Here is a 23,697-nt window from a genome sequence, read left to right as displayed (position 1 = left end):
TCGGCCCCTCTGCGCTCGTGCTGTCGTGTGCTCGCGCGGCTACTTCTTCTTCTTGCCCTGGGCGCGTCGCTGCTCGCGGTTGCCCGCGGCGGGTGCTGCCGCGTCGGTACGCTGCCCGAACGCTCCGCGTTCCGCCGGCGCCGCCTCGGGCTGATCGGCCGGAGCCTGACGAGCTGCGGCCGCCTGGCGCATCTTGTCCGTGGCGGCCTGCTGCACCCGACCACGGTCATCGCGGACCTCGACCTCGCCGGCGTCGTTCGCCGCCGAGTACTCGAGGCGCTGCTCGCCGCCGCCCTCCGAGAGCCCCTTGGCCTCGACCTCGGCGGTCTGCGAGTCGGCAGCACGCCGCACCTCGACCTCGAGGTTGTAGAGGTAGCCGACGGACTCCTCCTTGATCTGGCCCATCATCGACTGGAACATCGCGTAGCCCTCGCGCTGATACTCGATCAGCGGGTCGCGCTGCGCCATCGCCCGCAGGCCGATGCCGTCCTTGAGGTAGTCCATCTCGTACAGGTGATCGCGCCAGCGGCGGTCGAGCACCTGCAGCACCACGCGGCGCTCGAGCTCGCGGGTCGCCGCCTCGCCGAGGGACTCCTCGCGCGTCTCGTACGCGATCTTCGCGTCCGAGAGCAGCTCGCGGGTGAGACCGTCGGCCGTGATGCCGCCCTTGCGATCCGCGGCCTCGGAGACGACCTCGTCGATCGTGACGCTGACCGGGTAGAGGGTCTTGAGCTCGGTCCAGAGCGCGTCGAAGTCCCAGCTCTCGTTGTGTCCCTCGCCCGTGTGGTCGCGTACGACGCCGCTGATCGCGTCTTCGATGAAGTGCTGCACCCGGTCGGCGATGTCGTCGCCCTGCAGGATGTGACGACGATCGGCATAGATCGCCTCGCGCTGGCGGTTGAGGACGTCGTCGTACTTGAGGACGTTCTTGCGCATCTCGGCGTTACGGGACTCGACCTGCGACTGCGCGCTGCGAATCGCACGGGAGACGAGACCCGACTCGATGGGCACGTCGTCGGGGAAGTTCGTGCGAGCCAGGATCGCCTCGGCGGCACCCGACTGGAAGAGGCGCATCAGATCGTCGGTGAGGCTGAGGTAGAAGCGGCTCTCGCCGGGGTCGCCCTGACGACCGGAGCGACCACGGAGCTGGTTGTCGATCCGTCGGGATTCATGGCGCTCGGTGCCGAGCACGTACAGTCCGCCGGCCTCGATGACCTTCTCGGCCTCCTCGGCGACGACGGCCTTCTTCTCCTCGTAGGCCTCGTCCCAGGCGACCTCGTACTCCTCGGGCGTCTCGACGGGGTCGAGACCACGACCCTTCAGGTCCTGCACCGCGAGGAACTCGGCGTTTCCGCCGAGCATGATGTCGGTTCCACGACCGGCCATGTTGGTCGCGACGGTCACGGCACCCAGCCGACCGGCGCGGGCGACGATCTCCGCCTCGCGCGCATGGTTCTTGGCGTTCAGGACCTCGTGCTTGACCCCCTTCTTCGCGAGGAGCCGGGAGAGGTACTCGCTCTTCTCGACGCTCACCGTTCCCACCAGCACCGGCTGGCCCTTGGCATGACGCTCGGCGATGTCCTCCACGACCTGGGCGAACTTCGCCGCCTCGTTCTTGTAGACGAGGTCGGACTGATCCTTGCGGACCATCGGCCGGTTGGTCGGGATCGGGATGACGCCGAGCTTGTACGTGGACATGAACTCCGCCGCCTCGGTCTCGGCGGTACCGGTCATGCCGGCGAGCTTGTCGTAAAGACGGAAGTAGTTCTGCAGGGTCACCGTCGCGAGGGTCTGGTTCTCGGCCTTGACCGGAACCGCCTCCTTGGCCTCGATCGCCTGATGGATGCCCTCGTTGTAACGACGACCGACCAGGATGCGGCCGGTGTGCTCATCGACGATCATGACCTCGTCGTTCATGACGACGTAGTCGGTGTCCTTCTTGAACAGCGCGAGCGCCTTGATCGAGTTGTTGAGGAACGAGATCAGCGGGGTGTTCGCGGATTCGTAGAGGTTGTCGATGCCGAGATAGTCCTCGACCTTCTCGATGCCGGGTTCGAGCACGCCAACCGTGCGCTTCTTCTCGTCGACCTCGTAATCGACGCCCGCCTCGAGCGTGCGTGCGATCTTGGCGAACTCGGCGAACCAGCGGTTGGCCTCGCCCGATGAGGGACCCGAGATGATCAGCGGGGTGCGCGCCTCGTCGATGAGGATCGAGTCGACCTCGTCGACGATGGCGAAGTAGTGCTCGCGCTGCACGAGGTCGTCCTTGCGCCACGCCATGTTGTCGCGCAGGTAGTCGAATCCGAACTCGTTGTTCGTGCCGTAGGTGATGTCACACGCGTACTGCTCGCGGCGGACCGCCGGGGTCTGACCGGAGACGATGATGCCGGTCGTCATGCCGAGCGCGCGGTACACGCGGCCCATGAGCTCGGCCTGGTAGCTCGCGAGGAAGTCGTTGACCGTGATGACGTGAACGCCCTCGCCCGCGATCGCGTTGAGATAGGCGGGGAACGTGGCGACGAGCGTCTTGCCCTCACCGGTCTTCATCTCGGCGATGTTGCCGAGATGGAGAGCCGCGCCGCCCATGATCTGCACGTCGTACGCGCGCATGCCCAGGGTGCGCTTCGCCGCCTCGCGCACGGCGGCGAAGGCCTCCGGCATCAGCTGGTCGAGCGTCTCGCCCTTGGCGAATCGTTCCCGCAGTTCTGCGGTCTCGTTGCGCAGCTCGTCATCCGTGAGCTTGGAGATGTCCTCTTCCAGCGCGTTCACGGCCTTGACCACCTGGTTCAGACGGCGGATGACCCGCCCTTCTCCCGCGCGCAGCAGCTTCTCAAGAGGATTGGCCACAGATGTCATCTCCCTGTCGGATGGTTCCGGCGGCGCCGCGTGTCGAGCGCCGACCGGACATACCTTGCCATGTTACCGGTCCGTGACCTGCGCGTCGTCTGCATGGCGCGGGCACGTCGGATTTCCCGGTATGTATATTTGTGCACGACACCACGGAGGTCCACATGTCGGTGAGACAGAGTCTGCTCGCGATCCTCGCGCAGGGCCCCTGCTACGGATACCAGCTGCGGCACGAGTTCGATCGCCGCACCGGCTCCGTCTGGCCGCTCAATGTCGGGCAGATCTACAACACGCTCGAACGGCTCGAGCGCGACGGCCTCGTGGCCCGAGGAGCAGCGGATGCCCAGGGCCACGTGTACTGGGAGATCACCGACGCGGGGGCTGAGGACGTCGCTCGCTGGTTGGCCTCTCCGGTGGAGCGCGGACGGACCACGCGCGACGAGCTCGCGATCAAGCTCGCCGTGGCGGCGACGCTTCCCGGCGCCGACGCCGCAGAGATGATCGCGATCCAACGGGCCGCCGCCGCACAGCATCATGCGACTCTCCTCACGGTGCGCGAGTCCCGCGAAGACCACACCCCCGAAGGGCTGGCCTGGTCTCTCGTGGTCGACTCGATGATCTTCACCGCCGACGCCGAGCTGCGCTGGCTCGATCACATCGAGGCGCAGCTCGCCACGCATCCGCGCCACACGCTGGCGATCGAGCTGACGGCGGACCGCCCTCGACGCGGCCGCCCGGCGAGGGCCCGCGCCGCCGCACTGGTCTGACGCGCGTTCGCCCCGAGCGGATGCACAGCCAGGGTCGACCTTCGGGAAACTAGGATCGGTCCTATGGCTGGAATATGGGGCAGACGCAAGCGCGAACAGGAAGAGCTGGCCGCACAGGATGCCGACCTGGCACGCCGTGCAGAACAGGCGCTGGTCGCGGCCGACGAGCGGATCCGCAGCACCTCGGATGAGCTCTCCTTCGCCGAGGCCGAGCTCGGGGGCCAGCTCACTGGCGACCTCAAGAAGGCTCTGAGCGCCGTGCGCACGCACCTGCGCGAGGCGTTCCAACTCCACCAGCTCAATCACGACGAGATCCCGGACACCCCGGAAGAGCTCCGCACCCGCAATGCGAGGATCGTGCAGCTGTGCGACTGGGCGCAGGATCTGCTCGACGAGAAGACGTCGGCTCTGGCCGAATCGATCGCGAAGGTGCGCCGCGCTCCCGAGGTCATCGCGAAGGTGCGCGCGGATGCCGCCGAGCTGAGCACCCGGATCCCGCAGACGAACGAGACCGTCGCACGCCTGTCGTCGCGATACGCCGACTCGGCGATGCACCAGATCACGGCCAGCGCGGCCGAAGCCGAGCAGCTCATCGCGTTCGCGACCCACGGAGCATCGGTCTCAGAACGCCGCAGGGCGGCGAAGCAGAACGAGGAGGCAAACCTCGCTCTCGAGACCGCGACGGAGGCCACCCGACGCGCCTCGGCTCTGCTCGACGCGGTGGAGGACTTCGAGATCGAGGCGCTGCGCGCCGAGTCGACGCTCGCCGAGGTCGTCGCCGATTCTCGCAGCGACCTCATCGCCGCACGTACCGCTCCGCAGGTGCCGGCCGTCGCCGCCGCGGTGACCGCGCTGCAGGATGCCCTGAGCGCCCTCACCCCCGCAGGCACTCCCGGCGATCCCTTCGCCGAGCTCTCGCAACTCCGCGCGGCGAACACCGCCCTCGACGACGCGATCGCCACCGCGAGACACCGCGAGGCGCATCCGCTGCCCAGCCTGCAGCAGGTGCAGCACGCCATCGACGACGCGGACCGCCAGCTGGGCGTCGCGCGCGGACTCATCGCCGGGCACCGCGGCTGGATCGGGGCGGACGCCCGCACCCGACTCGCCGAGGCCGAGCGCCTGCGCGTCGACCTCTCCGACCTGCTCCCGGCGGAGGAGACGCGCGATCAGGCGCTCGCCGGTGCGCGCCGGGTCGCTCATCTCGCCTCCGAGGCTCTGCAGCTCGCGCAGCGGGACATCGACTCGTCGCGTCCGCAGGACCAGGGCTGGGGCGGCGGAGGCGACGGCTGGGGAGGCGGCGGCTGGAGCGGCGGCGGCCGACGCGGCGGCGGCGGCGATATCGCATCCGGCATCCTCGGTGGCCTCGTGATCGGCAGCATCCTCGACGGCATCTTCGACTGAGCACCCCGTGAACGGACGAACGGCCCGACCCCTCGAAGGGGTCGGGCCGTTCTCCTGTCGCTCTCAGGAGGCGAGTGCCTCGGTGGGCGGAGCCTGGGTCTCGAGTGCGATGACGCCGTAGTCCCAGCCCTTGCGCCGGTAGACCACGCTCGGGTGGTCGGACCGTACGTCGACGAACAGGAAGAAGTCGTGACCGACGAGCTCCATGCGATCGACCGCCTCCTCGACGGTCATCCACTCCGCATCGAAGCTCTTCGTGCGGATCACGACGGGCGAGTAGACCTCATCCTCCTCGTTCTGGATCGGCACGTTGCCCGTCGCGACGGCGCGAAGAACCTCGACGGATGCGGGCTGGACGTCGATGCCCTCGAGGGCGCCGCTCTCCTTCTCGAAATGAGCGCCACGCGGGTGCTGACGTCCGTCGACCCGCTTCTCCTTGGCGCGGCGGAGCTGCTCCGCCATCTTGTCCACGGCCAGATCGAGGGCGACGAACTTGTCGCCGTCGGTGGCCTCGGCGCGCACGACCGGCCCCTTGCTCACGAGCGTGAGCTCGACGGTCTCATCGGGTACGCGGCCGTTGCGATACACCCGGTGGGTGACCTTCACGTCCAGTCGCTGCGCGCGTGACGCGAACGTCTGGATCTTGGCGATCTTCTCTTCGACAACGGTTCTGAAGCGGTCGGTGATTCCCACCCCGACGCCAACGATGCTCGTTTCCATTGCTGCCTCCTTGTCCCGGTCCTCCCGGCCAAGGGCGGACCGTGGTCGCCTTGTGTCCCCCCACGCTAGTGGGCACGACGACGGATGTCACGGGTCATTTGCTGCGTGTCTCCGATGCATACGCATTCCGTTCACTGAGTCGTGGTGTGGCGGCCAGCACCACTGCGCACAGGACGTCCACCCCGGCGACCCGAAGCGCCCGCGCCGCCTCGTCGAGGGTGGCACCCGTGGTCATGACGTCGTCGACGAGCACCACGGCGAGCCCTCCGCTGCTGCGCGCTCGCATGCTCCCCCGCACATTGCGGGCGCGACTCCCGACGTCGAGACCTCGTTGATCCGCCGTCGTGCGGCGGACCCGCAGAAGGCGACGCGGCGCATACCCCGCACGGCGGATCAGCAGCTCGGGGATCCGGTAGCCGCGGCGGCGGAAGCCGGCGCGCGAGGTCGGGACCGGCACGATCGCGACCTCACCTGCGGGGCGCCCCTCGAGCGCGCTCCGCAGCACTTCGCCCAGTGCGGTCCCCAACGGATGCGCGAGCCTGGTCTCGCCCTCGTCCTTGAGCCGCCGCACGCACCGCGCAGGCACCGACTCGAACGGCATCGCCGCACGGACGAGGAGCCCGGCGGTCGTGCTCGTCGCGACCGGATGCGCGCGGATGCGGAGCCGGCACGACGCGCACAGCAGCGTCTCGGGGGCGTCGCACCCGGCGCACGTGGCCGCGAGCAGCAGGGCGAGGACATCGGCGCCGATGGCACGGACGGCGAAGACGGAGGCGGATGACGGCATCCGTCGATCCTGTCGCGGATCCGAGCATGAGGGGGTGACGAGCAATCCCGTGCACGGATACTGACGGAAGTGCGCGCGGAGCACCGTCAAGTGCAGGAGCGGTGCGCCCCGTGGTCAGTGCCCCGCGCGGGTGGCGAGCAGGGCGACCCCGCTGATCGACTCGCTCCACGCAGAGCCCGTGCGCGCGAAGACGGCCCCGCCGGCACCGAGGACCCGCAGCCCCGACGCGGTGCGGGCACCGGCGAGCGACACGGCTTCTGTAGGCGCCACCTCCGACGTCCCGGTGCCGCCGACGATCTGCGTGATCACCGTCCGGTCCTCGAGGTCGGCCAGCACCCCCAGACGGTCCGGGCCGAGCCACACGAGAGCGGTCGCCGCACCCGACAGCTGCGCGAGCGGCTCGATCGGTCCCAACTCGGTCGGCACACCCGTCTCGTCGCGGATCACCGACGACACGACGATCCATCGCTCGCCGCCGACCACCACGACTGCGGCGATCCGGGCGCCGTCGACCGAGACGCGTATGGCGGACACCGCAGATGCGTCCGGCCACGCACCGGAGATCGCGTTCGGGGCCACCTCGCTGCCGATCGCCTGCAGCGCGGACGGCGCGTTCGAGGGCACAGACCAGGTGTAGCCGTAGGGGTCCATCGACGGACGCACGAGGTTCGCGCGCTTGTCCAATTCGTCGAACTGGCCCTCGCCCGCGAGATAGACGTGGCCATCCGCGAGCTGGACGGCCGCACGCGAGTTGTCGAGCGCCACGTCGATCGCCGAGATCGGCTGCGTGGCGGCGAGTATCTCCTCCGTGACCCCGGCGATCGGGGTGATCTCACTGCCCACGAGCGTTCCGAACTCGCCGTCCCGCAGCACGATGCTGCCGGCTTCGGCGGGGTCCTCCACGAGCTTGACGACCCCCGCTTCGAGAGCGCGTCCGTCGACGGTGAAACGCACCTGACTGATCTGCAGGCCGGCCGCGGCGAAAGTCGTCTGCAGCTGCGTGCGCATCCGGGCGAGCGTCTTCGGATCCAGGCTCAGGGCATCTCGGTTCAGCGCCACGTCTGCGACCTGGTCGGAGTCGATCGGCACGGCGTCGCGCGCGAGCTGCACCCCCTGGGGGAACGCGCTCTGCACTGCCGGGTCGAGCCAGGGGCTGGGGGCGCCGCCGATCAGCGACTGCGCGATCGTCGTGGCCACCGTGGCACGACGGGGGAACCACCGCACGTCCGGCACCAGACGCTCCCACGTCTGGTCGTAGTACTGCAGAGCGAAGTCGTCGTAGACGCGCGAGAACCTGGACTGATCGATCACCACGCCATCGGGGGCCTCCGAGATGCGCCACTGTCCCTCGTCGAACACCACGACGAAGGCTGAGTTCGAGGCGCCGAACGACTCCGAGTAGGCACCGGTCGCATCGACGCTGGCCAGCTGATCGAACGTGACACGCACATCGGCGGTGTCGCCCGCGGAGGGCTCGTCGGTCTCATCGACGCTCGACGTGAACACGCGCGTCGACGCGCTCACGTCGATCGAGACGCCGGTGTTCGGGCGCCAGGTCGACGCGAGGTCGGGGGTGAGGAACTTGCGGGCGGTGTCCCAGTTGTCCGCCGGGGTGATCGCCGCCTCCATGAAGCCTTCGACGATCGAGGCCGGCGCGGCACCATCTGCGGGACCCGAAGCCAGCGGGAGGAAGTCCGGGTCTTCGGGAGACGCCCCCAGAGCGAGGCCCGGCTGGGCGTCGCCGGAGGTCGGCAGCCCCGTGCACGCGGTGAGCATGAGCGCGACCGTGGCGACGGCGAGTCCGCGCAGGATCCGTGGGGTCCGTCGAATCATTCGATGCTCCCTCGGTCGAAGAGCTCGGCAGGGATGTCGGCGAGGTGGATCGGCTGGGTCGCATCGCCGATCTCGGACAGCGAATCCTGCGGCTCCGTGGGGATCGGCGACGGCCCCTCGGAGGCGTCGCCGCGGCGCGGCAGCGTCAGCACGAAGTTCGTGCCGACACCGAGCTCGGACCACACCGCGAGGCTCCCGCCGTGCAGAGTCGCGTCGCCGAGCGCGATGGAGAGCCCGAGACCCGTGCCGCCGATCGTGCGCTGCCGCGACGGATCCGCCCGCCAGAAACGGTCGAACACCCGCTCGGCATCCGCCGGGTCCATGCCGAGCCCGAAGTCGCGCACACCCGCGGCGACCGCATGCTGGTTGCTGTCGACGGTCACCACGACCGGGCGCCCCTCGCCGTGCTCGATCGCGTTGCCGATCAGATTGCGCAGCACCCGGCGCACGCGACGCGGATCCATGTCCACCGGAGAGTAGCCGCCCGGCGCGACCAGACGCAGCTCGGTGCCGCGTCCGTCCGCGAGCGGCTGCATCTGCTCGATGATGTCCTCCGCGAGATGCGCGAGGCTCGTGGCCTCGAGCTCCAGCTGCACGGACCCCGCGTCGTAGCGGCTGATCTCCAGCAGGTCGGACAGCAACGTCTCGAAACGCTGCACCTGGGTGTGCAGCAGCTCGGTCGTCCGGGCGGTGGTCGGATCGAACTCCCCGCGCTGATCGTTGAGCATGTCGGCCGCGAGACGGATGGTCGTGAGCGGCGTCCGCAGCTCGTGCGAGACGTCGGACACGAATCGCTGCTGCACGAGCGAGAGCTCGCCGAGTTCCTTGATCTGAGACTCGATGCTGTCAGCCATCGCGTTGAACGACCGGCCGAGGGTCGCGATCTCATCTTCTCCGTGCACGTCGATGCGCACCGCCAGGTCGCCCGACGCGAGTCTGGCGCTGGTCTCGGCGGCCTCGACGATCGGGGTCGAGACGGTGCGCAGCACGATGAACGAGATCGCCGCGACGATGGCGACGAGCCCGATCCCGGCGATCCACAGCGTCCGCTGCACGAACGTGAGGGTGTTGTCGGCATCGGCGAGATCGTAAGCGAAGTAGAGCTGGAAGGATCCCGCCTCAGGAACCTGCAGCTGTTGGCCGACGATGATCCCCGGGACGACCCGGCCGGCGACGTCGAGCCCCACCGACTGCCAGGATTGGCGGTCGTCGAACTGCACGACCCTGTTGCTCAGACCCGTGCTGATGATGTTGGCGCTCAACCCCGCGGAGAACCCGTTCAAGGCGACGGCATCGGGATCGTCGTTCATCCGGATGCCTGCGAAGCCCTCTGCCGTCGAATAGCGTCGGAGATCTGCCTGCACACTGTCCCAGAGTTCCTGCAGTGCGGCGGGCTCATCGCCGAGCGCCGCGGAATCCAGCGTCACCTGCGCCAGGTTCACGGCGCGGGCCGCGTCTTCGAGCGCCTCGGTCTTGCGGGATTCGAAGAGATCGTTCTGGATCACCAGGGCCATGGTGACGCACGTGATGAGGATCGCGGTCGATGTGAGCAGAAGAGTGATGGTCAGCGTGCGGAAACGCAGCGAGCTCCGCCACAGCGTGCTGATGACCGACGGCCAGCCTCGCCAGTCGCGGATGACAGCGACCGCCGTGGTGGTCGCTGTGGGCGCGGCCATCGTCGTCCTATCCCGCGCTCCCGGCGCGGTAACCCACGCCGCGCACCGTCATGACGATCTTGGGATTGTCGGGGTCGAGCTCGACCTTGGCCCTCAGGCGCTGGACGTGCACGTTGACCAGACGGGTGTCCGCCTTGTAGTGGTAGCCCCACACCTGCTCGAGGAGCATCTCGCGGGAGAAGACCTGCTGCGGCTTGGACGCGAGGGCGACGAGCAGCTGGAACTCCAGCGGCGTCAGGGCGATCGGCTCCGTGCCGCGCCGCACCTCGTGCGCATCGACGTCGACGGTGAGGTCGCCCACGCGCAGCTGCTCTCCGACCGTCTGCGGAGTGGGGCGGAGCCTGGTGCGGATGCGCGCGACGAGCTCCTTCGGATTGAAGGGCTTCACGATGTAGTCGTCGGCCCCGACCTCCAGGCCGCGCACCACGTCGGCGGTGTCGCTGCGGGCGGTGAGCATGATGACGGGGACTCCGGACTCGGCCCGGATCCGCGTGCAGATCTCGATGCCGTCCATGCCGGGGAGCATCAGGTCGAGCAGCACGAGGTCGGGACGCTGCGTGCGCCACTCCTCGACGGCCCGCGCTCCGTCGGCGCAGAACACCGGCTCGAAGCCCTCCGTGCGCAGCACGATGCCGATCATCTCGGCGAGCGCGGTGTCATCGTCGACCACAAGAATGCGTGAGGTCATAACTGTTACCTTATGGCACTCAGTCCCACCGACCTCCGTCTGCGCGTCCGACGGCGGGTGTGACACGATGGGACCGCACGACGGAGGGAGTGCCGGTGAGCGGCCAGACGTGGACCCCTGCCCCGAAGAGGGGCATCATCCCCCTGCATCCGCTGACCTTCGGGATGCTGCTGAGCAGGTCATTCGCGGCGCTGCGCCACAACCCGAAGGTGCTCTTCGGGTTCGGGGTCGTGATCCAGCTGGCGGTCGTGGTGCTCAGCGCCACCGTGATGGGGTTCGTGTTCGTCACGACCTTCACGCGCCTGGAGTCCCTCTCCCCCTCCTCCGCGGACTTCGAGGCCGTGTTCGCCGGAACCATCGCGATGAATCTCGTGGCGGGTCTCGCCGTGGGCATCGCCTCCATCGCCTTCACCGCCCTGATGCAGGGAGTGGTCGCCGCCGAGATCGGCTTCGCCGCAATCGGGGTGAAGGCCGGTCTCGGCACCCTCTGGCGCCGGATGGTCCCCTCGTTCTGGCGACTGGCGGGCTTCGCATCCCTCTCGGTCGTCTTCGTTTTCGGCGTGATCGTGATCGTGTTCCTCATCATCGCCGGATTCGTCGCCGGGGGTCTGGGGAATTCGATCGAGGCGATCGGCGGCATCATCATCCTCGTGGTCGTGGTGATCCTCGCGACCATCCCGCTGGTGGTCTGGCTCACGACCAAGCTGCTGCTCGTGCCCTCGATCCTGGTGCTCGAACGGGCGACGTTCCGCGAGGCGTTCGTCCGATCGTGGCGGCTCACCCGCGGCCGATTCTGGACCGCCTGGGGAGTCACCTTCCTGATCGGCGCGATCATGGGCGTCGCGATGCAGCTGGTGAGCCTGCCGGCGACGCTGCTGGGCTCGATGTTCAGCACCGTGATCGCCCCGACCGGTTCGTCCGACACGGGAGCGATCATGGGGTTCGTCTTCGCCCTGCTCGCCCCGCAGATCCTCCTGCTTGTCCTGCAGGCGATCACGCTCGTCGTGCAGAGCACCGCCGGCACGCTCGTCTACCTCGACAGCCGGATGCGGTACGAGGGCCTCGACCAGGCTCTGATCGGCCACGTCGAGCGCCGCGATCTCGGGTGGACCGAGGAGCAGCTGGGCGACCCGTTCGTGGTGGACCCGTCGAAGGCCGTGACGAGCGCACCCCCGCCGAAGCAGGTGCCGGAGTGGGCGATGATGAGCGCCGGTTACGGGACACAGGAGTACCCGGGGCAGCCCTACCCTGCTCCGCAGCAGTACCCCGCACAGCAGCAGTACCCGGCACAGCCGTACCCTGCTCCGCAGCAGTACCCCGCTCAACAGCAGTACCCGGCACAGGCGCCGTACCCCGCGCAGCAGCCGCCGCGGGCACCGGCACAGCCCCCGTACTCCACGCCGTCCACTCCGCCTCCCGCTCCCGCCGCCCCGCCCACGACGAGCGCGGAGTCGACCTGGGCGGCGCCCGGCACGGGGGGTGAGGGTCCGGCATGACCCGCCTCCTCGATGATGTGCGCGTGCCGGACGGCGACGAGGCGCGGCGGTGGGCCGAGCAGGAGCTCGCGGATCCCCGCTACGCGGACGCGAAGCCGACCTGGTTCGACCTCATGGCCCGGGACATCGGCCGATTCCTGGCCGATCTCTTCAGTGCCGACAACGGCGCGAGCGTCGGCCCCTCGGCTTTGATCATCGTCAGCATCATCGTCTTCGGCGCCCTCGTCGCCGCTCTGATCATCTGGGGCCGCCCACGGCGCTCCCAGTCGGTCCGCGTGGCCCGGGGCGGTCTGCTCGGCGCCGAGGACGATCGGTCGGCGGCGCAGCTGCGCACGGACGCCGACCGCGCCGCCCGCGCCCAGGACTGGGATGAGGCGACCATCCTCCGATTCCGGGCGCTGGCGAGGGGTCTGCTGGAGCGCGACCTCATCGACCCGTCCCCCGGCGCCACGGCTCAGGCCATCGCCCGGGAGGTCTCCGCGGTCTTCCCTGTCGAGAGCGACCCGGTGCGTCGCGCGGCGGTCTCGTTCGACGACGTGCGGTATCTGCGGCATCCGGCGACCGCCGAGCGCTACGCCGAGCTCGCCGCGACCGATGAGAGGCTCAGCTCCCTGCGCCCCGACCTGGTGCCCGCATGACCGTGATGGACGACAGCGTGGTGACCGCGCAGCGCCCGAGCGGGCCTGAGGTCGATGTACCGTCGACGGCCGAGCAGCCGCACCGACGACGACGCCTGAAATCGCTGCTCGGATGGCTGATCGTCGCCGCGCTCGTTCTCGGGGGCGTCTTCGTCGCGATCCAGGTGGGCGTCCGGATGCCGGACCAGCGCGGTGCCCTCGACCCCGAGAGCGTGGGCGAATCGGGCGCCATGGCGCTTGCGCAGATCCTCGAGCAGCAGGGTGTGGAGGTGTCGGTCTTCCGCTCGAGGACGGAGGCACGTGCGGCGCTGGACGCCGACACGACCCTCGTCATGTCCAACCCGTACACGCTGAGCGACGAGGGGATCGCCGACCTCGTCGAGCCCGCAGCTCGAACGGTCTTCCTCTCCAGCAGCACGCATCTGCTGAACCTGTTCGAGCTCGGCGAGAACGCCACCCCCGACTCCGCGCCCGTGTCGGCGGGATGCGATGCGCCCGAGTTCGCGGATGTCGGCACGATTCGCCCCGATCGGCTGTTCACCCCCGCCGACGGCGTCGAAGGGTGCTTCGGGACCGACGCGTCGGCTGTGCTCATCGACGACGATGCCGACGCGACGCGGATCCTCGTCGAGGGTGCACGGTTGTTCAGCAACGCCTACCTCGCCGACGACGGCAACGCCGCCCTCGGCATCGCGCTGCTGGGACAGACCGATCGCGTCGTCTGGTACGTGCCGAGCTTCGGCGACACGGACATCGAGGGCGAGACACCCGACACACTGGGCTCGCTCACGCCGGGATGGGTGACGCCCGCGATCCTCCTGCTGATGATCGCCGGACTCGCCGCGGCACTGTGGCGGGGTCAGCGCTTCGGTCCCCTCGTGTCGGAGACGCTGCCTGTCACGGTGCGCGCCTCCGAGACGATGCACGGACGCGCGCGGCTGACCGCGAAGGCGGGCGACGCCGTGCACGCCTCCGAGGCGATCCGCGACGGCAGCAGGCGCAGACTCGCTCGCCGACTCGGGCTGGCCGTGACCGCGAGCCCCGAGGAGATCGCCGACGCGGCATCCGATCGGCTGCGCATCCCGCGCGGCTCGCTGCACGATCTCCTCGCCGGCCCCCCTCCCGCGGACGATCCCACGCTGATCGATCTGAGCCGGCGCCTGCGGGAGCTCGAAGAGGCCGTCGACGCCTCCACCATCATCGAGCGGAGGGACGAGTGAGATCTCGAACCGCCGTGACCGCCATACCTTCACCGCAACGGAAGCCGAGGACACCACGTGACCGCTGAGAACTCCACCGACGCCGAACTGCGTCAGGCCATGCACCGGGTGCGCATCGAGGTCGACAAGGCCGTGGTCGGCCAGGCCGGCACCGTCACCGGGTTGCTGGTCTCCCTGCTCGCTCGCGGTCATGTCCTGCTCGAGGGCGTGCCCGGTGTCGCCAAGACCCTCGTGGTCCGCTCGTTCGCCCGCGCCCTCGGTCTCGACACCAAGCGCGTGCAGTTCACCCCCGACCTCATGCCGGGTGACGTGACAGGTTCGCTCGTGTATGACGCCCGCACCGGCGAGTTCGACTTCCGTGCGGGTCCGGTGTTCACCAACATCCTGCTCGCTGACGAGATCAACCGCACGCCCCCGAAGACGCAGGCGGCACTGCTGGAGGCGATGGAGGAACGGCAGGTGTCGGCCGACGGCATGAGCCGCCCGCTTCCCGATCCCTTCCTCGTGGCCGCGACCCAGAACCCGATCGAGCACGAGGGCACCTACTCCCTGCCCGAGGCGCAGCTCGACCGCTTCCTGATGAAGCTCGTCGTCGGGATGCCGGAGCGCGACGCCGAGGTCTCCGTGCTGCGCAAGCACGCCTCCGGATTCTCGCCCCGCGAGCTCACCGGCGTCGAGGCCGCGGTGTCGGCGGAGGAGATCCGTGCCGCTCAGGCCGCCGCGGGCAGGGTGGAGGTGACCGACGACGTGCTCGGATACGTCGTCGACCTCGCCAGAGCCACACGGCAGTCGCCGTCGGTGGAGCTGGGCGCGAGCCCGCGCGCGTCGACCGGTCTGCTCGCCGCGGCGAAGGCCTGGGCCTGGCTCAATGCCTCGTCGGCGGTCACCCCCGACCACGTGCAGACGATGCTGGTGCCGGTCTGGCGTCATCGACTGCAGCTGCGGCCGGATGCTCAGATGGAGGGCGTGTCGGCGGATGCCGTGCTGACCTCCGTCGTGCAGCAGACGAGGGTGCCGATCTAGGTGTTCGTCACCGGTCGTCTCGCGCTCGCCGTCGCCGTCGGCATCGTTCCCGTCGTCCTCGCCGGGCTCGCCGGGTACCCCGCATACGCCGTACTCGGCGTCTGGGTGGGGCTGTGCATTCTGCTGCTGGTCGTTGACGTGCTGGCAGCGCCCAGCCCGCGCACGGTCGTGGTGACCAGACGCGTACCGACCCGCACGCGACTCGGCGAGCCGGTGCCGGTGAGCGTCGCGCTGCAGAACCTCGGCTCCCGGACGCTCCATGCGCTGATCCGCGATGCCTGGCAGCCCACGGCCGGCGCGGGCGAGGACCGGCAACGGCTCATCGTGCCCCCTGGCGAGCGGCGCCGCGTCGCGATCCCGCTCCTCCCCCGCCGCCGTGGCGAGCTCTCCAGCGAGTTCGTGATGATCCGCTCGCAGGGACCGCTCGGACTCTCCGGCCGACAGGTGCGCCATCGGGTGCGCGGCACGATCCGGGTGCTGCCGGCCTTCACCTCCCGCAAGCACCTGCCCTCGCGTCTGGCCCGGCTGCGCGAGCTCGACGGCAACACGAGCATCCAGGTGCGCGGCCAGGGCACGGAGTTCGATTCGCTGCGCGAGTACGTGCGCGGCGACGATGTGCGCTCGATCGACTGGCGAGCGACCGCACGAGCAGGCACGACGATGCTGCGCACCTGGCGCCCTGAGCGCGACCGACACGTGGTGATCATCATCGACACCGGGCGCACGGCCGCGGCCCGCGTGGGCGACGGGACGAGAGTCGACGCGGCACTGGAGGCGTCGTTGCTGCTCGCGGCCCTCGCTGCACGTGCCGGTGACCACGTGCACCTGCTGATGTACGACCGGGTGGTCCGCGCCCGCGTCACCGGCGTCGACGGCTCGGCGCTGCTTCCCGCCCTCACCGACGCCATGGCCCCCGTGCACGCACGGCTGGTCGACACCGACTGGCCCGGCGCGTTCGCGGCCGTGCGCACTCTCACCACGCGTCCCGCTCTGATCGTCGTGCTCACCGCGCAGGACGCCGCGGAGTCGGCACGCGGGTTCCTCGGCGCCTTCCCCGATGCCACGAGGGCCACCTCCATCCTCGTCGGATCCGTGACGGACGACGGCATCGCCGACCTCGCGAAGAGACGCGGCTCCCGTGAGGAGATCTACCTCGCGGCCGCGGCCGAGCGCACGATGCGCGATGCCGAGAACGTGGCGGATGCCGTGCGTCGCGCCGGTGGCGAGGCGATCGCCGCCGACCCCGAGGCGCTGCCCCCGAGGATCGCCGACCGCTACCTGGAGCTCAAGGCCGCCGGACGTCTGTGAGCACGGCCCCGTCTGTGAGCACGGCCCCGTCTGTGAGCACGGTGTCTTCTGTGAGCACGGGCTGACGCGGGGTGCGCGCGCTCAGCCCGCGAGCAGTCGGGGCGTCCCCGCCTCGTACTCGATGAGGTCGCCCGTCTCGCCGCGGCGGTGCGCACGACCTCCGATGACGACCATGTAGATCAGGAAGGCAGCGAGCGCCGCGGCCCCGATGCCGATCTTGAGCGGCCAGGGCAGCGCCCAGCCGGTGATGAATCCCTCGATCAGTCCGGATGCGAACAGCGAGAACACCAGCCCGATCGCGACCGTCGCCAGCGCGCGGCCCTCTGCAGCCAGCGACTCGCCCCGGGAGCGGTGGCCCGGAGCGACCCAGGACCAGAACAGATGCAGCCCTGCGGCCGCTGCGACGAAGATCGACGTCATCTCGAGGAGCCCGTGCGGGAGGATGTAGAGGATCATCACATCGACCTTGTCGTGGGCGACCATGACGGCTCCCGAGATCCCGAGGCCCATCGCGTTCTGCACGAGCACCTGGATCGGCCACAGCCCGGTGATGCCGAAGAGCACGCACTGCAGGGCGATCCAGGCGTTGTTGGTCCAGACCATCCCCATGAACGCGGCGGCCGGGTTCTCGGTGTAGTAGCCGGTGAAGCTCTCGTCGGCGTACTGCTCGAGCATGTCGGGCGGCCCGAGGGTCGCGATGAGAGCGGGGTCGGAGGATATCCAGGCGGCCGTGCCGACGACGATGGCGATGAAGGACACCGCGATGATCAGAGTGGTCCAGCGCAGCCGGTACAGCGCCGCCGGCAGCTGCGACGAGAAGAAGCGGGCGGTCTGGGTGAGGATGCTGTCTGAGGCGCCGGTGAGGCGCAGACGCGCCCGCACCAGGATCGTCGACAGGTACGCGCCCTGCGGCGACTCTCCCACCGAGGTCTTGAGCTCGGCGAGATCAGCGGATGCCGCGCGGTAGCGCACGATCAGCTCATCGACGCCGGCTCCGTCTAGGCGCGCGCGGCTCAGTTGCTCCAGCCGCTCCCACTCGGCGCGGCGTGCATCTGTCAGCGCATCGGCATCCACCTGATTTACTGTACTCATGTCTGCCCCGCTCGATGCCTCCGACGAGGTGCTCTCCGGCGAAGCCGTCGCGATCGACGTGCAGCCGGTGGGCTTCGTCCTGAGGGCGGCCGGAGCGATCATCGACCTGCTCCTCGGACTCGGTGTCTTTCTTCTGACCGTGTTCCTGCGGATCTGGCTGCTCAATCTGGGGCTGCTGGACGAGGCGACGGATCGCATCGCGACGGTCGTATCGATCGTGATCAGCTTCGTCGTCCTGCCGATCACCATGGAGGTCACTCTCAAGGGCCGCAGCCTCGGCAAGCTCGCGGTGGGCGGACGGATCGTGCGCATCGACGGCGGGGCGACCGGGTTCCGCCACGCGTTCATCCGTGCGCTCCTCGGCGTGCTGGAGATCTATCTGACCCTGGGAAGCGTCGCCGTCCTGGCGGGGGCGTTCAGCGCCCGATCGCAGCGGCTGGGCGACATGGTCGCGGGCACGTACAGCCAGCGGGTGCGCACGCCCGCGCTCGTCGCGAGCGTTCCCGTGCTCCCGCCGATGCTGGCAGGGTGGGCGCAGATCGCCGATGTCGCCAGACTTCCCGACCGGCTCGCCCGGCGGATCTCGCAGTTCCTGCAGAGCGCTCCCCGCATGCTCCCCGCAGCCCGTGCCCGCGTCGCGCAGGATCTGCTCGCCGAAGCCGCACCGTTCGTCTCGCCACTGCCCCCGGAGGCGCCGGAGGTCGTGCTGGTCGGGATCACGGTGCTCCGCCGCGAGCGCGAGGGCCGCGCACTGCGGAATGCCGACCGCAGGGCCGAGAAGCTCACCGGGCGACGCGTCGGCGTCTGAGGAGGTCGTCGCCGACCGGCGCGACGTGTCCTGCCCGGCGCGGGCCGGCCGAGGCGGGGTCGTCTACGGGATCAGGCTCGCAGCGCCTCGTGCCGCACGACGATCCATCCGGAGGGTACCGAGAGCCGATCCGCATGGGGCGCGCACAGATCATGCGAGTGCGGATGCCCCGCGAGACCGAGAGGACCGAGCGCGGCCATCTGGTCGCCATAGTCGTAGGTGATCGTCGCCACGGCTTCTCGCGCGCAGCCGACCTTCGAGCAGAGTCGTCCGTTCATCTCCGCCAGGCTACGTCGCCGGACGGAGCGCGCCCGGATGCCGCGCCGCCGCCCGCCGCAGACTCCGCCTAGACTTTCGCTATGCCCCGTCGCCCCCGCACCTCAGACTCGCCGCGCCGCGGGGCTCGGCACGGACGGCACGGGCGCGTGGGCCGCAGCGAGGCCGTGCGCCCGCCCCTCGCCCCGCTCGACGGCCGCATCGACCGGTTCGATCTCACGGTCGGCACCGCCGTGGAGTTCCTGCGCGGAACCTGGCCCGAGCTGCAGGACGTCAGATTCGAGATCGGCGCGATGCCGGACTTCGACGCGACCGACGAGGTGCCCCGCTGGCACCTCGATCATGAGCAGCAGCGGATCGTGTTGTTCCGGCTGCCGATCGAACGTCTGCTGCCCCCCGGCCACGACGACATCGCGCACCGCAAGATGGCGATCGAGAGCGCCGTCTTCCGCGCCGCGGCGGAGTACGTGGGCCGAGAGCCCTGGGACTTCGGCGGCCACGACCACTGACGCCCGCCGGGCACCATCCCGACGTCAGGGGTAGACGGTGATGCTCTGCTGCGTGCCCGCTGCCGGCCACAGCGGCCAGACCGCGAGCGCGCCGGTGTCCGTCATCGTCACCGAGGCATGGATCGGTCCCGACCCCTTCACCGAGTACACCGTGCGCGGACGCACCTCGATCGACGACGACGATCCGGCGGCGACGTCGACATCGATGGGATCGCCGCCGGTGACGGGTTCGACCTGCACCGTCACGTCGGCATCCGCGGTGTTCACGAGCACCAGCCGGGGAGCCGGCCCCAGCGGCACCGCCGCGAGCACCTCGTCGTCGATCTCGGGCGCGGGCATCACCCAGGCGAAGTCGTCCCGTGGTCCGCCGCCCTCCTGCTGGCGGACGGCGGAGAGCACCGGCGTGTCGGAATCGACCCGCACCGTGTACTCCCCCGGTGACAGCGCCGACAGCGACAGCTCGGTCGGCGTGCCCGCAGTCAGGGGCACGTCGAACGTCCCGGCGATCGCCGCGGATCCCAGGGCGTTCACGGTCACGACCGCCTGCGCATCGGCGTCGGGAGACATCAGGCGCACGACCGTCGAGTCTCCGCTGTCGCCCTGGGTCTCGAAGAGCCGGACCCCCGGGAGCACTGCGTGCTGCTGCGGGGCGGACACGGCATCCTGCAGATCGACGCCCGCGGGATCGAGCGTGCGTGTGAGTGAGGACTGGAGCACGGCGCGCACCGGCGAGCCCGTGGCGGTGACGTGCACCATCGGCAGATCAGACCCCGCTGCGAGCGAGGTCAGCGGCACGGCCGACTGCGATTCGGCCGGCACGATCACGGTGCGCGACGCCCGGACGGAGCCGTGGGCGACGAGCGTGACGGTCGAGGGCACGACTCCGGGGTTCGTGAGCACGATGAGATCCTCGGCACCCGTCTGGACAGAGCCGCCGACGATCCAGGAGTCCTGGCTCGCGGGACGGCAGGGGGCGGCGGCCAGACCCGAGAGGTCTTCGGCCGCGAGAGAGATCGACTCGGTCGCGGCGAGCAGCGGGGCCTCGCGCCCCTCGACCTCTCCGACCAGGCGTTGCGCCGATCCCCCCTCGGCGAGGTCGTCGGCGACGAGCGGGGTGGAGTCGGCCGTGCCCGAGGATCCGGCGGCCGAGAGGGCAGGAGACCCGGCGGTGACCATCTGGAACGGGTTCGCGGGGTCACGGCCGATGGCCCGGAAATCGCCGTTGCACACGAGCACCGTGTCGCCGGGGAGCGGCGTCACCTCGGCACTCGCGGGCTTGTGCTCGACCGACGGCCAGGAGGCCGTGACCCCGAACACCACGGCGACCACGCATGCGCCCGCGACGATCGCGCCCGTCACCAGGCGGGCACCGGTCGCCGCCGCTCGGAATGCGCGCGTACCGCTCATGGCCTCTCCCCCTCATCGGTCCTCTGGGAATCGGGCTCCTCCGGATCGGAACCGGACTCCCCCTCGGCGTCGGCGGCCCCGGTCTGCGGAGCACGGTCCGCGCCCTCGGCGTCCGTGGCATCAGCGGCCTGAGCCGGGGTGGTGTCGACCACCCGGGCGGGTCCCTGCGCAGGGCGCATATCCGCCTCAGGGGCGTCCTGCGGCTCGTCGCGTCCCTCGACCGACTCCGCGACCGCAGCGGGCACGACGGGGATGTCGTCGTCCCGATCCTCCGGGTGCCGGGGAAGGACCAGCGGCTCCTCGGGGGCGCGCCCGACGATGCGTGAGGTGGCGCGGGCAGCGCGTCGCGACGCACGCGTCGGCACCGAGAGCAGCAGAGCGGCGAAGATCATCACGAACTGCAGAGTGACCACGAGGCGTGTCGTCGCCTGCTCGCCGCCGGTGAGCGACGATCGAGGGGAGGCCTCGGATTCGAGCCGGTACAGGACCCCGCGATCCGTGGAGCCTGCCGGAACGAACCCGGCCCGCTGGTCGAGGGAGCTCTCGGCCGACGTGCCGAGGGCACGGGCGCGGTCGGACTGGTCGTCCGACGGGCTGGACAGGAGGACGTAGGAGATCCCGGCATCGCCCAGCTCACCGGCGGCGTCGAAGTCGCGTGCTGAGAGGAGATCGACCGACAGCGTGGTCAGATCGGTGCCGCGCAGCTCGGTGGCCGTCGACAGGATCGTCGCCTGGGCCCCCAGCGTCTCGCTCCCGCCCCAGACGACCTCGGTCGCGAGCCCGCCGTCGTTCTGCGGGGTGAGGACGAGAGTGCCGATGGGACGGTCGGCCCCCGCCTGCGCAGCCACATAGGCGGGGAGCGTCGACACGGGACCGTCACGGAGCGCGGATCTATCGGAGTGGGTGGCGGCGAGCGCGGGCGCAGCGCACACGGCGATCGCGAGACCGGCCACGGCAGCGCCCACCAGGCGCACGCGCGGCGCGGTCAACGCGGTGTCGAGGGTGACCACCGCGGCACCGGTGAGACCGATCCAGGCGAGGCTCAATCCGGCGCCGGGCCAGATGGCCACCGGCGTCCCCTGCGCGAACGAGACCGAGATGCCGACGGCCAGGAAGGCCGTGGCGAGACCCGACAGGGCGACGACGAGCAGCGTGATGCCCGCGCGCCATCGTGGCGCGACGGCGGACACGAGCGCGAGCACGGCGAGCGGGGCGAGCAGAAGCCCCGCCCAGGGCGCCAGCTCCACGCCGAGCCACACTGCCCATCCGGCGACACCGCCCGTGGGAAATCCCGAGGCCAGCGTGAGACGACCGGCGGCGTCCGCGGCGACCTGCGGGCCCGCCCAGATCAGGCCGGGGTCGGCGAGCACAGCGAGCAGAGTGCCGTGTCGCAGCTGCCAGAGCACGAGCGGTGCGAACAGCGCGATCGCGGGCACCGGCAGCCACAGCAGCCGGACAGCGCCCCGGAAGCGCGCGGAGGCGAGCGTGATGGCCAGGGCGACGACCCACAGGAACAGGAGCGCGGGCGCCAGCGAGGGTGCGCACGCGAGTACCGCGGCGAACAGGAGGGATGCCGCGCCCGACGCCCCCCAGGAGCGATGCGTCACGACGGCGGCGTGGAAGAGCCAGGGAAGAAGCAGATGCACGAGCACCGCGGTCGGCCGGCCGTCGACGAGCGCGGTGAGGAAGGTCGGCGCGAGCGCCCAGACGACACCGGTGAAGATGCGAAGGCCCGAACGGTCGGTGACGCGGGTGGCGGCGAACCACCCGCCGAGCACCGCGAGCGGCAGAGCCAGGATCCAGAGCAGCACGAGCGAGAACGATGGAGCTCCCGGCCACAGGGAACCCAGGACCGCGACCACCGCGGCGAACGGATCGGCAGGGCCGACGACGGCGGCGCCGAGACCGCGCAGGCCCCAGGCCGCGTCGTTCCACAGCGCCCCGACGGTCGCGCGCAGGGGAAGCAGGCCGCCGCCGCCGAGCACCGGCCAGGCGAGAACGGTGGTGAACGTCGCCAGACTCACGACGAGAGCAGCGAGCACCGCCCAGGCGCCGCCGCCCGAGAAGAACCGCAGCTCGCTGATGGCACCGCCTTCGCTCCCGTGCCCGTCGTCGAGGCGCCGCCGCAGGTCGCCGCTGCTGACCCGCAGGGGGGCGATGCTCGCCCAGCCCGAGGTGCGGAAGGAGCGGATCCGCCGGCGCGACCGCGCGATCGCACCGAATCGGACCATCGCCGTCGCGGCGGCACCCCACTCGGGAGCGACAGCCTCGGGGCGCTTGCCGACGAGGTGGGTGATCGACCGCCACAGAGCGAGCGGAAGCAGTGCGAGCCAGTGCAACGGCACCGCGAAAGCGGGCGCATAGGCGAGTCTGCGGTGCAGCTGAGCGAGTCGCGTGACGAACGCGCGTCTGCTCCGCCCGGTCGGCAGCGCGGCGGGCCCATCCGGCGAGACGGACACACGTGCGGCCGGTGCGAGCACGACACGGCCGCCGCCGAGGCGGGCCCGGACCCCGAGGTCGAGGCCCTGGTCGGCCCCGGCGAGTGCGGCGTCGGGACGCAGCGCGTCGCGGACCTCGTCGCGGATCAGCACGCCGCGGATGTCGGCTCCCAGTGCGTCGTCGCTCCCGTCATGCTGCCCCTGGTCGAGTTCGCCCGCGGCCAGCTCGACCGAGCGTCCGAGCGTCGTCATGCTGACGCCGAGCGAGACGATCTCCCGATCGTTGTCGGTGTGCACGAGCTTCGGGGCGACGATCGCCGCCGACGGAGAGCGCTCGAGCGTGCCGACCAGTCGCTCCAGGGCGCGACGGTGGGGAGCGGTATCGTGCGCGAGCAGCCAGACTGCGCTGCCCTCGGCGATCCGTGGGCGGGCGAGCTCCACGGCATCCGCGAAGGAGGTGGTGCCGCGAGCCTCGATGATGCCCTCGACGGCTGCTGCGACGGCCGCGCTCTCGCGGGCGGACGCGGCGTCGCCGCACATCACCAGAGTGATCGCCGCAGGCGGGGTGGTCTGCGCGCGCAGGGCGTCGAGCGTGCGGAGCAGCTGCGCACGGGCGGAAGATCCTGGGCGCGCGACGATGATGGCGTGAACTCGGGCTGGCATGACGTCGTCAGCCTAGGCGCGCGCCGGGCCTGCGCCGCACAGGGCACCCGGCGTGGCCGCGAAGCGGTGCGTCAGCCGGTGCAGGTGTGAGCCGGTG

The 23,697-nt window shown here is 70.4% G+C and carries 19 protein-coding genes; 9 read left to right on the top strand and 10 right to left on the bottom strand.

The features are described 5' to 3' along the window. Positions 1 to 39: 39 nt before the first annotated feature. Positions 40 to 2,847, bottom strand: a complete 2,808-nt coding sequence (secA, locus tag DXT68_RS06220; RefSeq protein WP_045255443.1) for a preprotein translocase subunit SecA — start codon at positions 2,845 to 2,847, stop codon at positions 40 to 42. A gap of 164 nt (positions 2,848 to 3,011) precedes the next feature. Here secA and DXT68_RS06215 point away from each other — a divergent pair, with 164 nt between their 5' ends. Together DXT68_RS06215 and DXT68_RS06210 are read left to right on the top strand one after the other, a co-directional pair. Next, positions 3,012 to 3,614, top strand: a complete 603-nt coding sequence (locus tag DXT68_RS06215) for a helix-turn-helix transcriptional regulator (RefSeq protein WP_045255444.1) — start codon at positions 3,012 to 3,014, stop codon at positions 3,612 to 3,614. A 63-nt stretch (positions 3,615 to 3,677) separates the two neighbouring features. After that, positions 3,678 to 5,018: a coiled-coil domain-containing protein gene (locus DXT68_RS06210; RefSeq protein WP_045255445.1), complete on the top strand. Its 1,341-nt coding sequence runs from the start codon at positions 3,678 to 3,680 to the stop codon at positions 5,016 to 5,018. A 63-nt stretch (positions 5,019 to 5,081) separates the two neighbouring features. On the opposite strand, the gene hpf is transcribed toward DXT68_RS06210, so the two are convergent. The 5 genes from hpf to mtrA all read right to left on the bottom strand — a co-directional run bounded on the left by hpf (position 5,082) and on the right by mtrA (position 10,722). Then, on the bottom strand, positions 5,082 to 5,738 hold the full coding sequence (gene hpf, locus DXT68_RS06205) for a ribosome hibernation-promoting factor, HPF/YfiA family (RefSeq protein WP_045255446.1): 657 nt from the start codon (positions 5,736 to 5,738) through the stop codon (positions 5,082 to 5,084). A 94-nt stretch (positions 5,739 to 5,832) separates the two neighbouring features. Then, positions 5,833 to 6,525, bottom strand: a complete 693-nt coding sequence (locus DXT68_RS06200; RefSeq protein ID WP_045255447.1) for a ComF family protein — start codon at positions 6,523 to 6,525, stop codon at positions 5,833 to 5,835. A gap of 114 nt (positions 6,526 to 6,639) precedes the next feature. Beyond that, entirely contained in the window at positions 6,640 to 8,358 is a 1,719-nt protein-coding gene (locus DXT68_RS06195) for an LpqB family beta-propeller domain-containing protein (protein WP_045255448.1), read from the bottom strand. After that, positions 8,355 to 10,034 (bottom strand): MtrAB system histidine kinase MtrB, encoded by a 1,680-nt coding sequence (gene mtrB / locus DXT68_RS06190; RefSeq protein ID WP_045255449.1) that lies wholly within the window; start codon positions 10,032 to 10,034, stop codon positions 8,355 to 8,357. The genes DXT68_RS06195 and mtrB overlap by 4 nt, the downstream gene beginning before the upstream one ends. Positions 10,035 to 10,041: 7 nt before the next feature. After that, entirely contained in the window at positions 10,042 to 10,722 is a 681-nt protein-coding gene (mtrA, locus tag DXT68_RS06185; protein WP_045255450.1) for an MtrAB system response regulator MtrA, read from the bottom strand. Positions 10,723 to 10,817: 95 nt separating this feature from the next. Between mtrA and DXT68_RS06180 the strand changes: the two genes are divergently transcribed. From DXT68_RS06180 to DXT68_RS06160, 5 genes are all read left to right on the top strand, one after another. Continuing rightward, positions 10,818 to 12,218: a hypothetical protein gene (locus tag DXT68_RS06180; protein WP_045255685.1), complete on the top strand. Its 1,401-nt coding sequence runs from the start codon at positions 10,818 to 10,820 to the stop codon at positions 12,216 to 12,218. Next, positions 12,215 to 12,856 carry a DUF4129 domain-containing protein gene (locus DXT68_RS06175; RefSeq protein WP_045255451.1) on the top strand — a complete coding sequence of 214 codons (642 nt, stop codon included), beginning with the start codon at positions 12,215 to 12,217 and terminating at the stop codon, positions 12,854 to 12,856. Before DXT68_RS06180 ends, DXT68_RS06175 begins: the two co-directional genes overlap by 4 nt. Next, complete coding sequence (locus DXT68_RS06170; protein ID WP_052677845.1) at positions 12,853 to 14,076, top strand: DUF4350 domain-containing protein; 1,224 nt, start codon at positions 12,853 to 12,855, stop codon at positions 14,074 to 14,076. Before DXT68_RS06175 ends, DXT68_RS06170 begins: the two co-directional genes overlap by 4 nt. Positions 14,077 to 14,175: 99 nt before the next feature. Next, positions 14,176 to 15,099: an AAA family ATPase gene (locus DXT68_RS06165; RefSeq protein WP_115760548.1), complete on the top strand. Its 924-nt coding sequence runs from the start codon at positions 14,176 to 14,178 to the stop codon at positions 15,097 to 15,099. Then, positions 15,100 to 16,407 (top strand): DUF58 domain-containing protein, encoded by a 1,308-nt coding sequence (locus tag DXT68_RS06160; protein ID WP_045255453.1) that lies wholly within the window; start codon positions 15,100 to 15,102, stop codon positions 16,405 to 16,407. A gap of 81 nt (positions 16,408 to 16,488) precedes the next feature. Here the strand turns inward: DXT68_RS06160 and DXT68_RS06155 are convergent, their stop codons facing one another. After that, a complete protein-coding gene (locus tag DXT68_RS06155) occupies positions 16,489 to 17,481 on the bottom strand; it encodes a stage II sporulation protein M (protein ID WP_045255454.1) in 993 nt (330 codons plus the stop codon). Between the two features lie 16 nt (positions 17,482 to 17,497). On the opposite strand from DXT68_RS06155, the gene DXT68_RS06150 reads away from it, so the two are divergent. Then, positions 17,498 to 18,307: an RDD family protein gene (locus tag DXT68_RS06150; RefSeq protein WP_045255455.1), complete on the top strand. Its 810-nt coding sequence runs from the start codon at positions 17,498 to 17,500 to the stop codon at positions 18,305 to 18,307. Between the two features lie 71 nt (positions 18,308 to 18,378). Here DXT68_RS06150 and DXT68_RS06145 read toward each other — a convergent pair whose 3' ends face one another. Next, positions 18,379 to 18,585: a DUF3499 family protein gene (locus DXT68_RS06145; RefSeq protein ID WP_045255456.1), complete on the bottom strand. Its 207-nt coding sequence runs from the start codon at positions 18,583 to 18,585 to the stop codon at positions 18,379 to 18,381. A 165-nt stretch (positions 18,586 to 18,750) separates the two neighbouring features. Here DXT68_RS06145 and DXT68_RS06140 point away from each other — a divergent pair, with 165 nt between their 5' ends. After that, positions 18,751 to 19,092, top strand: a complete 342-nt coding sequence (locus DXT68_RS06140; RefSeq protein ID WP_045255687.1) for a metallopeptidase family protein — start codon at positions 18,751 to 18,753, stop codon at positions 19,090 to 19,092. A gap of 24 nt (positions 19,093 to 19,116) precedes the next feature. Here the strand turns inward: DXT68_RS06140 and DXT68_RS06135 are convergent, their stop codons facing one another. Next, a complete protein-coding gene (locus DXT68_RS06135; RefSeq protein WP_045255457.1) occupies positions 19,117 to 20,499 on the bottom strand; it encodes a DUF5719 family protein in 1,383 nt (460 codons plus the stop codon). Then, positions 20,496 to 23,600 carry a glycosyltransferase gene (locus DXT68_RS06130; protein WP_082069051.1) on the bottom strand — a complete coding sequence of 1,035 codons (3,105 nt, stop codon included), beginning with the start codon at positions 23,598 to 23,600 and terminating at the stop codon, positions 20,496 to 20,498. Before DXT68_RS06130 ends, DXT68_RS06135 begins: the two co-directional genes overlap by 4 nt. Between the last annotated feature and the right edge of the window lie 97 nt (positions 23,601 to 23,697).

The organism is Microbacterium foliorum, from assembly GCF_003367705.1.
Lineage (GTDB): Bacteria > Actinomycetota > Actinomycetes > Actinomycetales > Microbacteriaceae > Microbacterium > Microbacterium foliorum.
Note: the sequence above shows the minus strand (reverse complement) of the source record. Positions and strands in the feature narration are given on the sequence as shown.

Bases quoted from the DNA above. Each gene is read 5' to 3' on its own strand.
- DXT68_RS06215 (WP_045255444.1), top strand. From the start codon at position 3,012: ATGTCGGTGAGACAGAGTCTGCTCGCGATCCTCGCGCAGGGCCCCTGC.
- DXT68_RS06210 (WP_045255445.1), top strand. From the start codon at position 3,678: ATGGCTGGAATATGGGGCAGACGCAAGCGCGAACAGGAAGAGCTGGCC.
- hpf (WP_045255446.1), bottom strand. From the start codon at position 5,738: ATGGAAACGAGCATCGTTGGCGTCGGGGTGGGAATCACCGACCGCTTC.
- DXT68_RS06200 (WP_045255447.1), bottom strand. From the start codon at position 6,525: ATGCCGTCATCCGCCTCCGTCTTCGCCGTCCGTGCCATCGGCGCCGAT.
- DXT68_RS06195 (WP_045255448.1), bottom strand. From the start codon at position 8,358: ATGATTCGACGGACCCCACGGATCCTGCGCGGACTCGCCGTCGCCACG.
- mtrB (WP_045255449.1), bottom strand. From the start codon at position 10,034: ATGGCCGCGCCCACAGCGACCACCACGGCGGTCGCTGTCATCCGCGAC.
- mtrA (WP_045255450.1), bottom strand. From the start codon at position 10,722: ATGACCTCACGCATTCTTGTGGTCGACGATGACACCGCGCTCGCCGAG.
- DXT68_RS06175 (WP_045255451.1), top strand. From the start codon at position 12,215: ATGACCCGCCTCCTCGATGATGTGCGCGTGCCGGACGGCGACGAGGCG.
- DXT68_RS06170 (WP_052677845.1), top strand. From the start codon at position 12,853: ATGACCGTGATGGACGACAGCGTGGTGACCGCGCAGCGCCCGAGCGGG.
- DXT68_RS06165 (WP_115760548.1), top strand. From the start codon at position 14,176: ATGCACCGGGTGCGCATCGAGGTCGACAAGGCCGTGGTCGGCCAGGCC.
- DXT68_RS06150 (WP_045255455.1), top strand. From the start codon at position 17,498: ATGTCTGCCCCGCTCGATGCCTCCGACGAGGTGCTCTCCGGCGAAGCC.
- DXT68_RS06145 (WP_045255456.1), bottom strand. From the start codon at position 18,585: ATGAACGGACGACTCTGCTCGAAGGTCGGCTGCGCGCGAGAAGCCGTG.
- DXT68_RS06135 (WP_045255457.1), bottom strand. From the start codon at position 20,499: ATGAGCGGTACGCGCGCATTCCGAGCGGCGGCGACCGGTGCCCGCCTG.
- DXT68_RS06130 (WP_082069051.1), bottom strand. From the start codon at position 23,600: ATGCCAGCCCGAGTTCACGCCATCATCGTCGCGCGCCCAGGATCTTCC.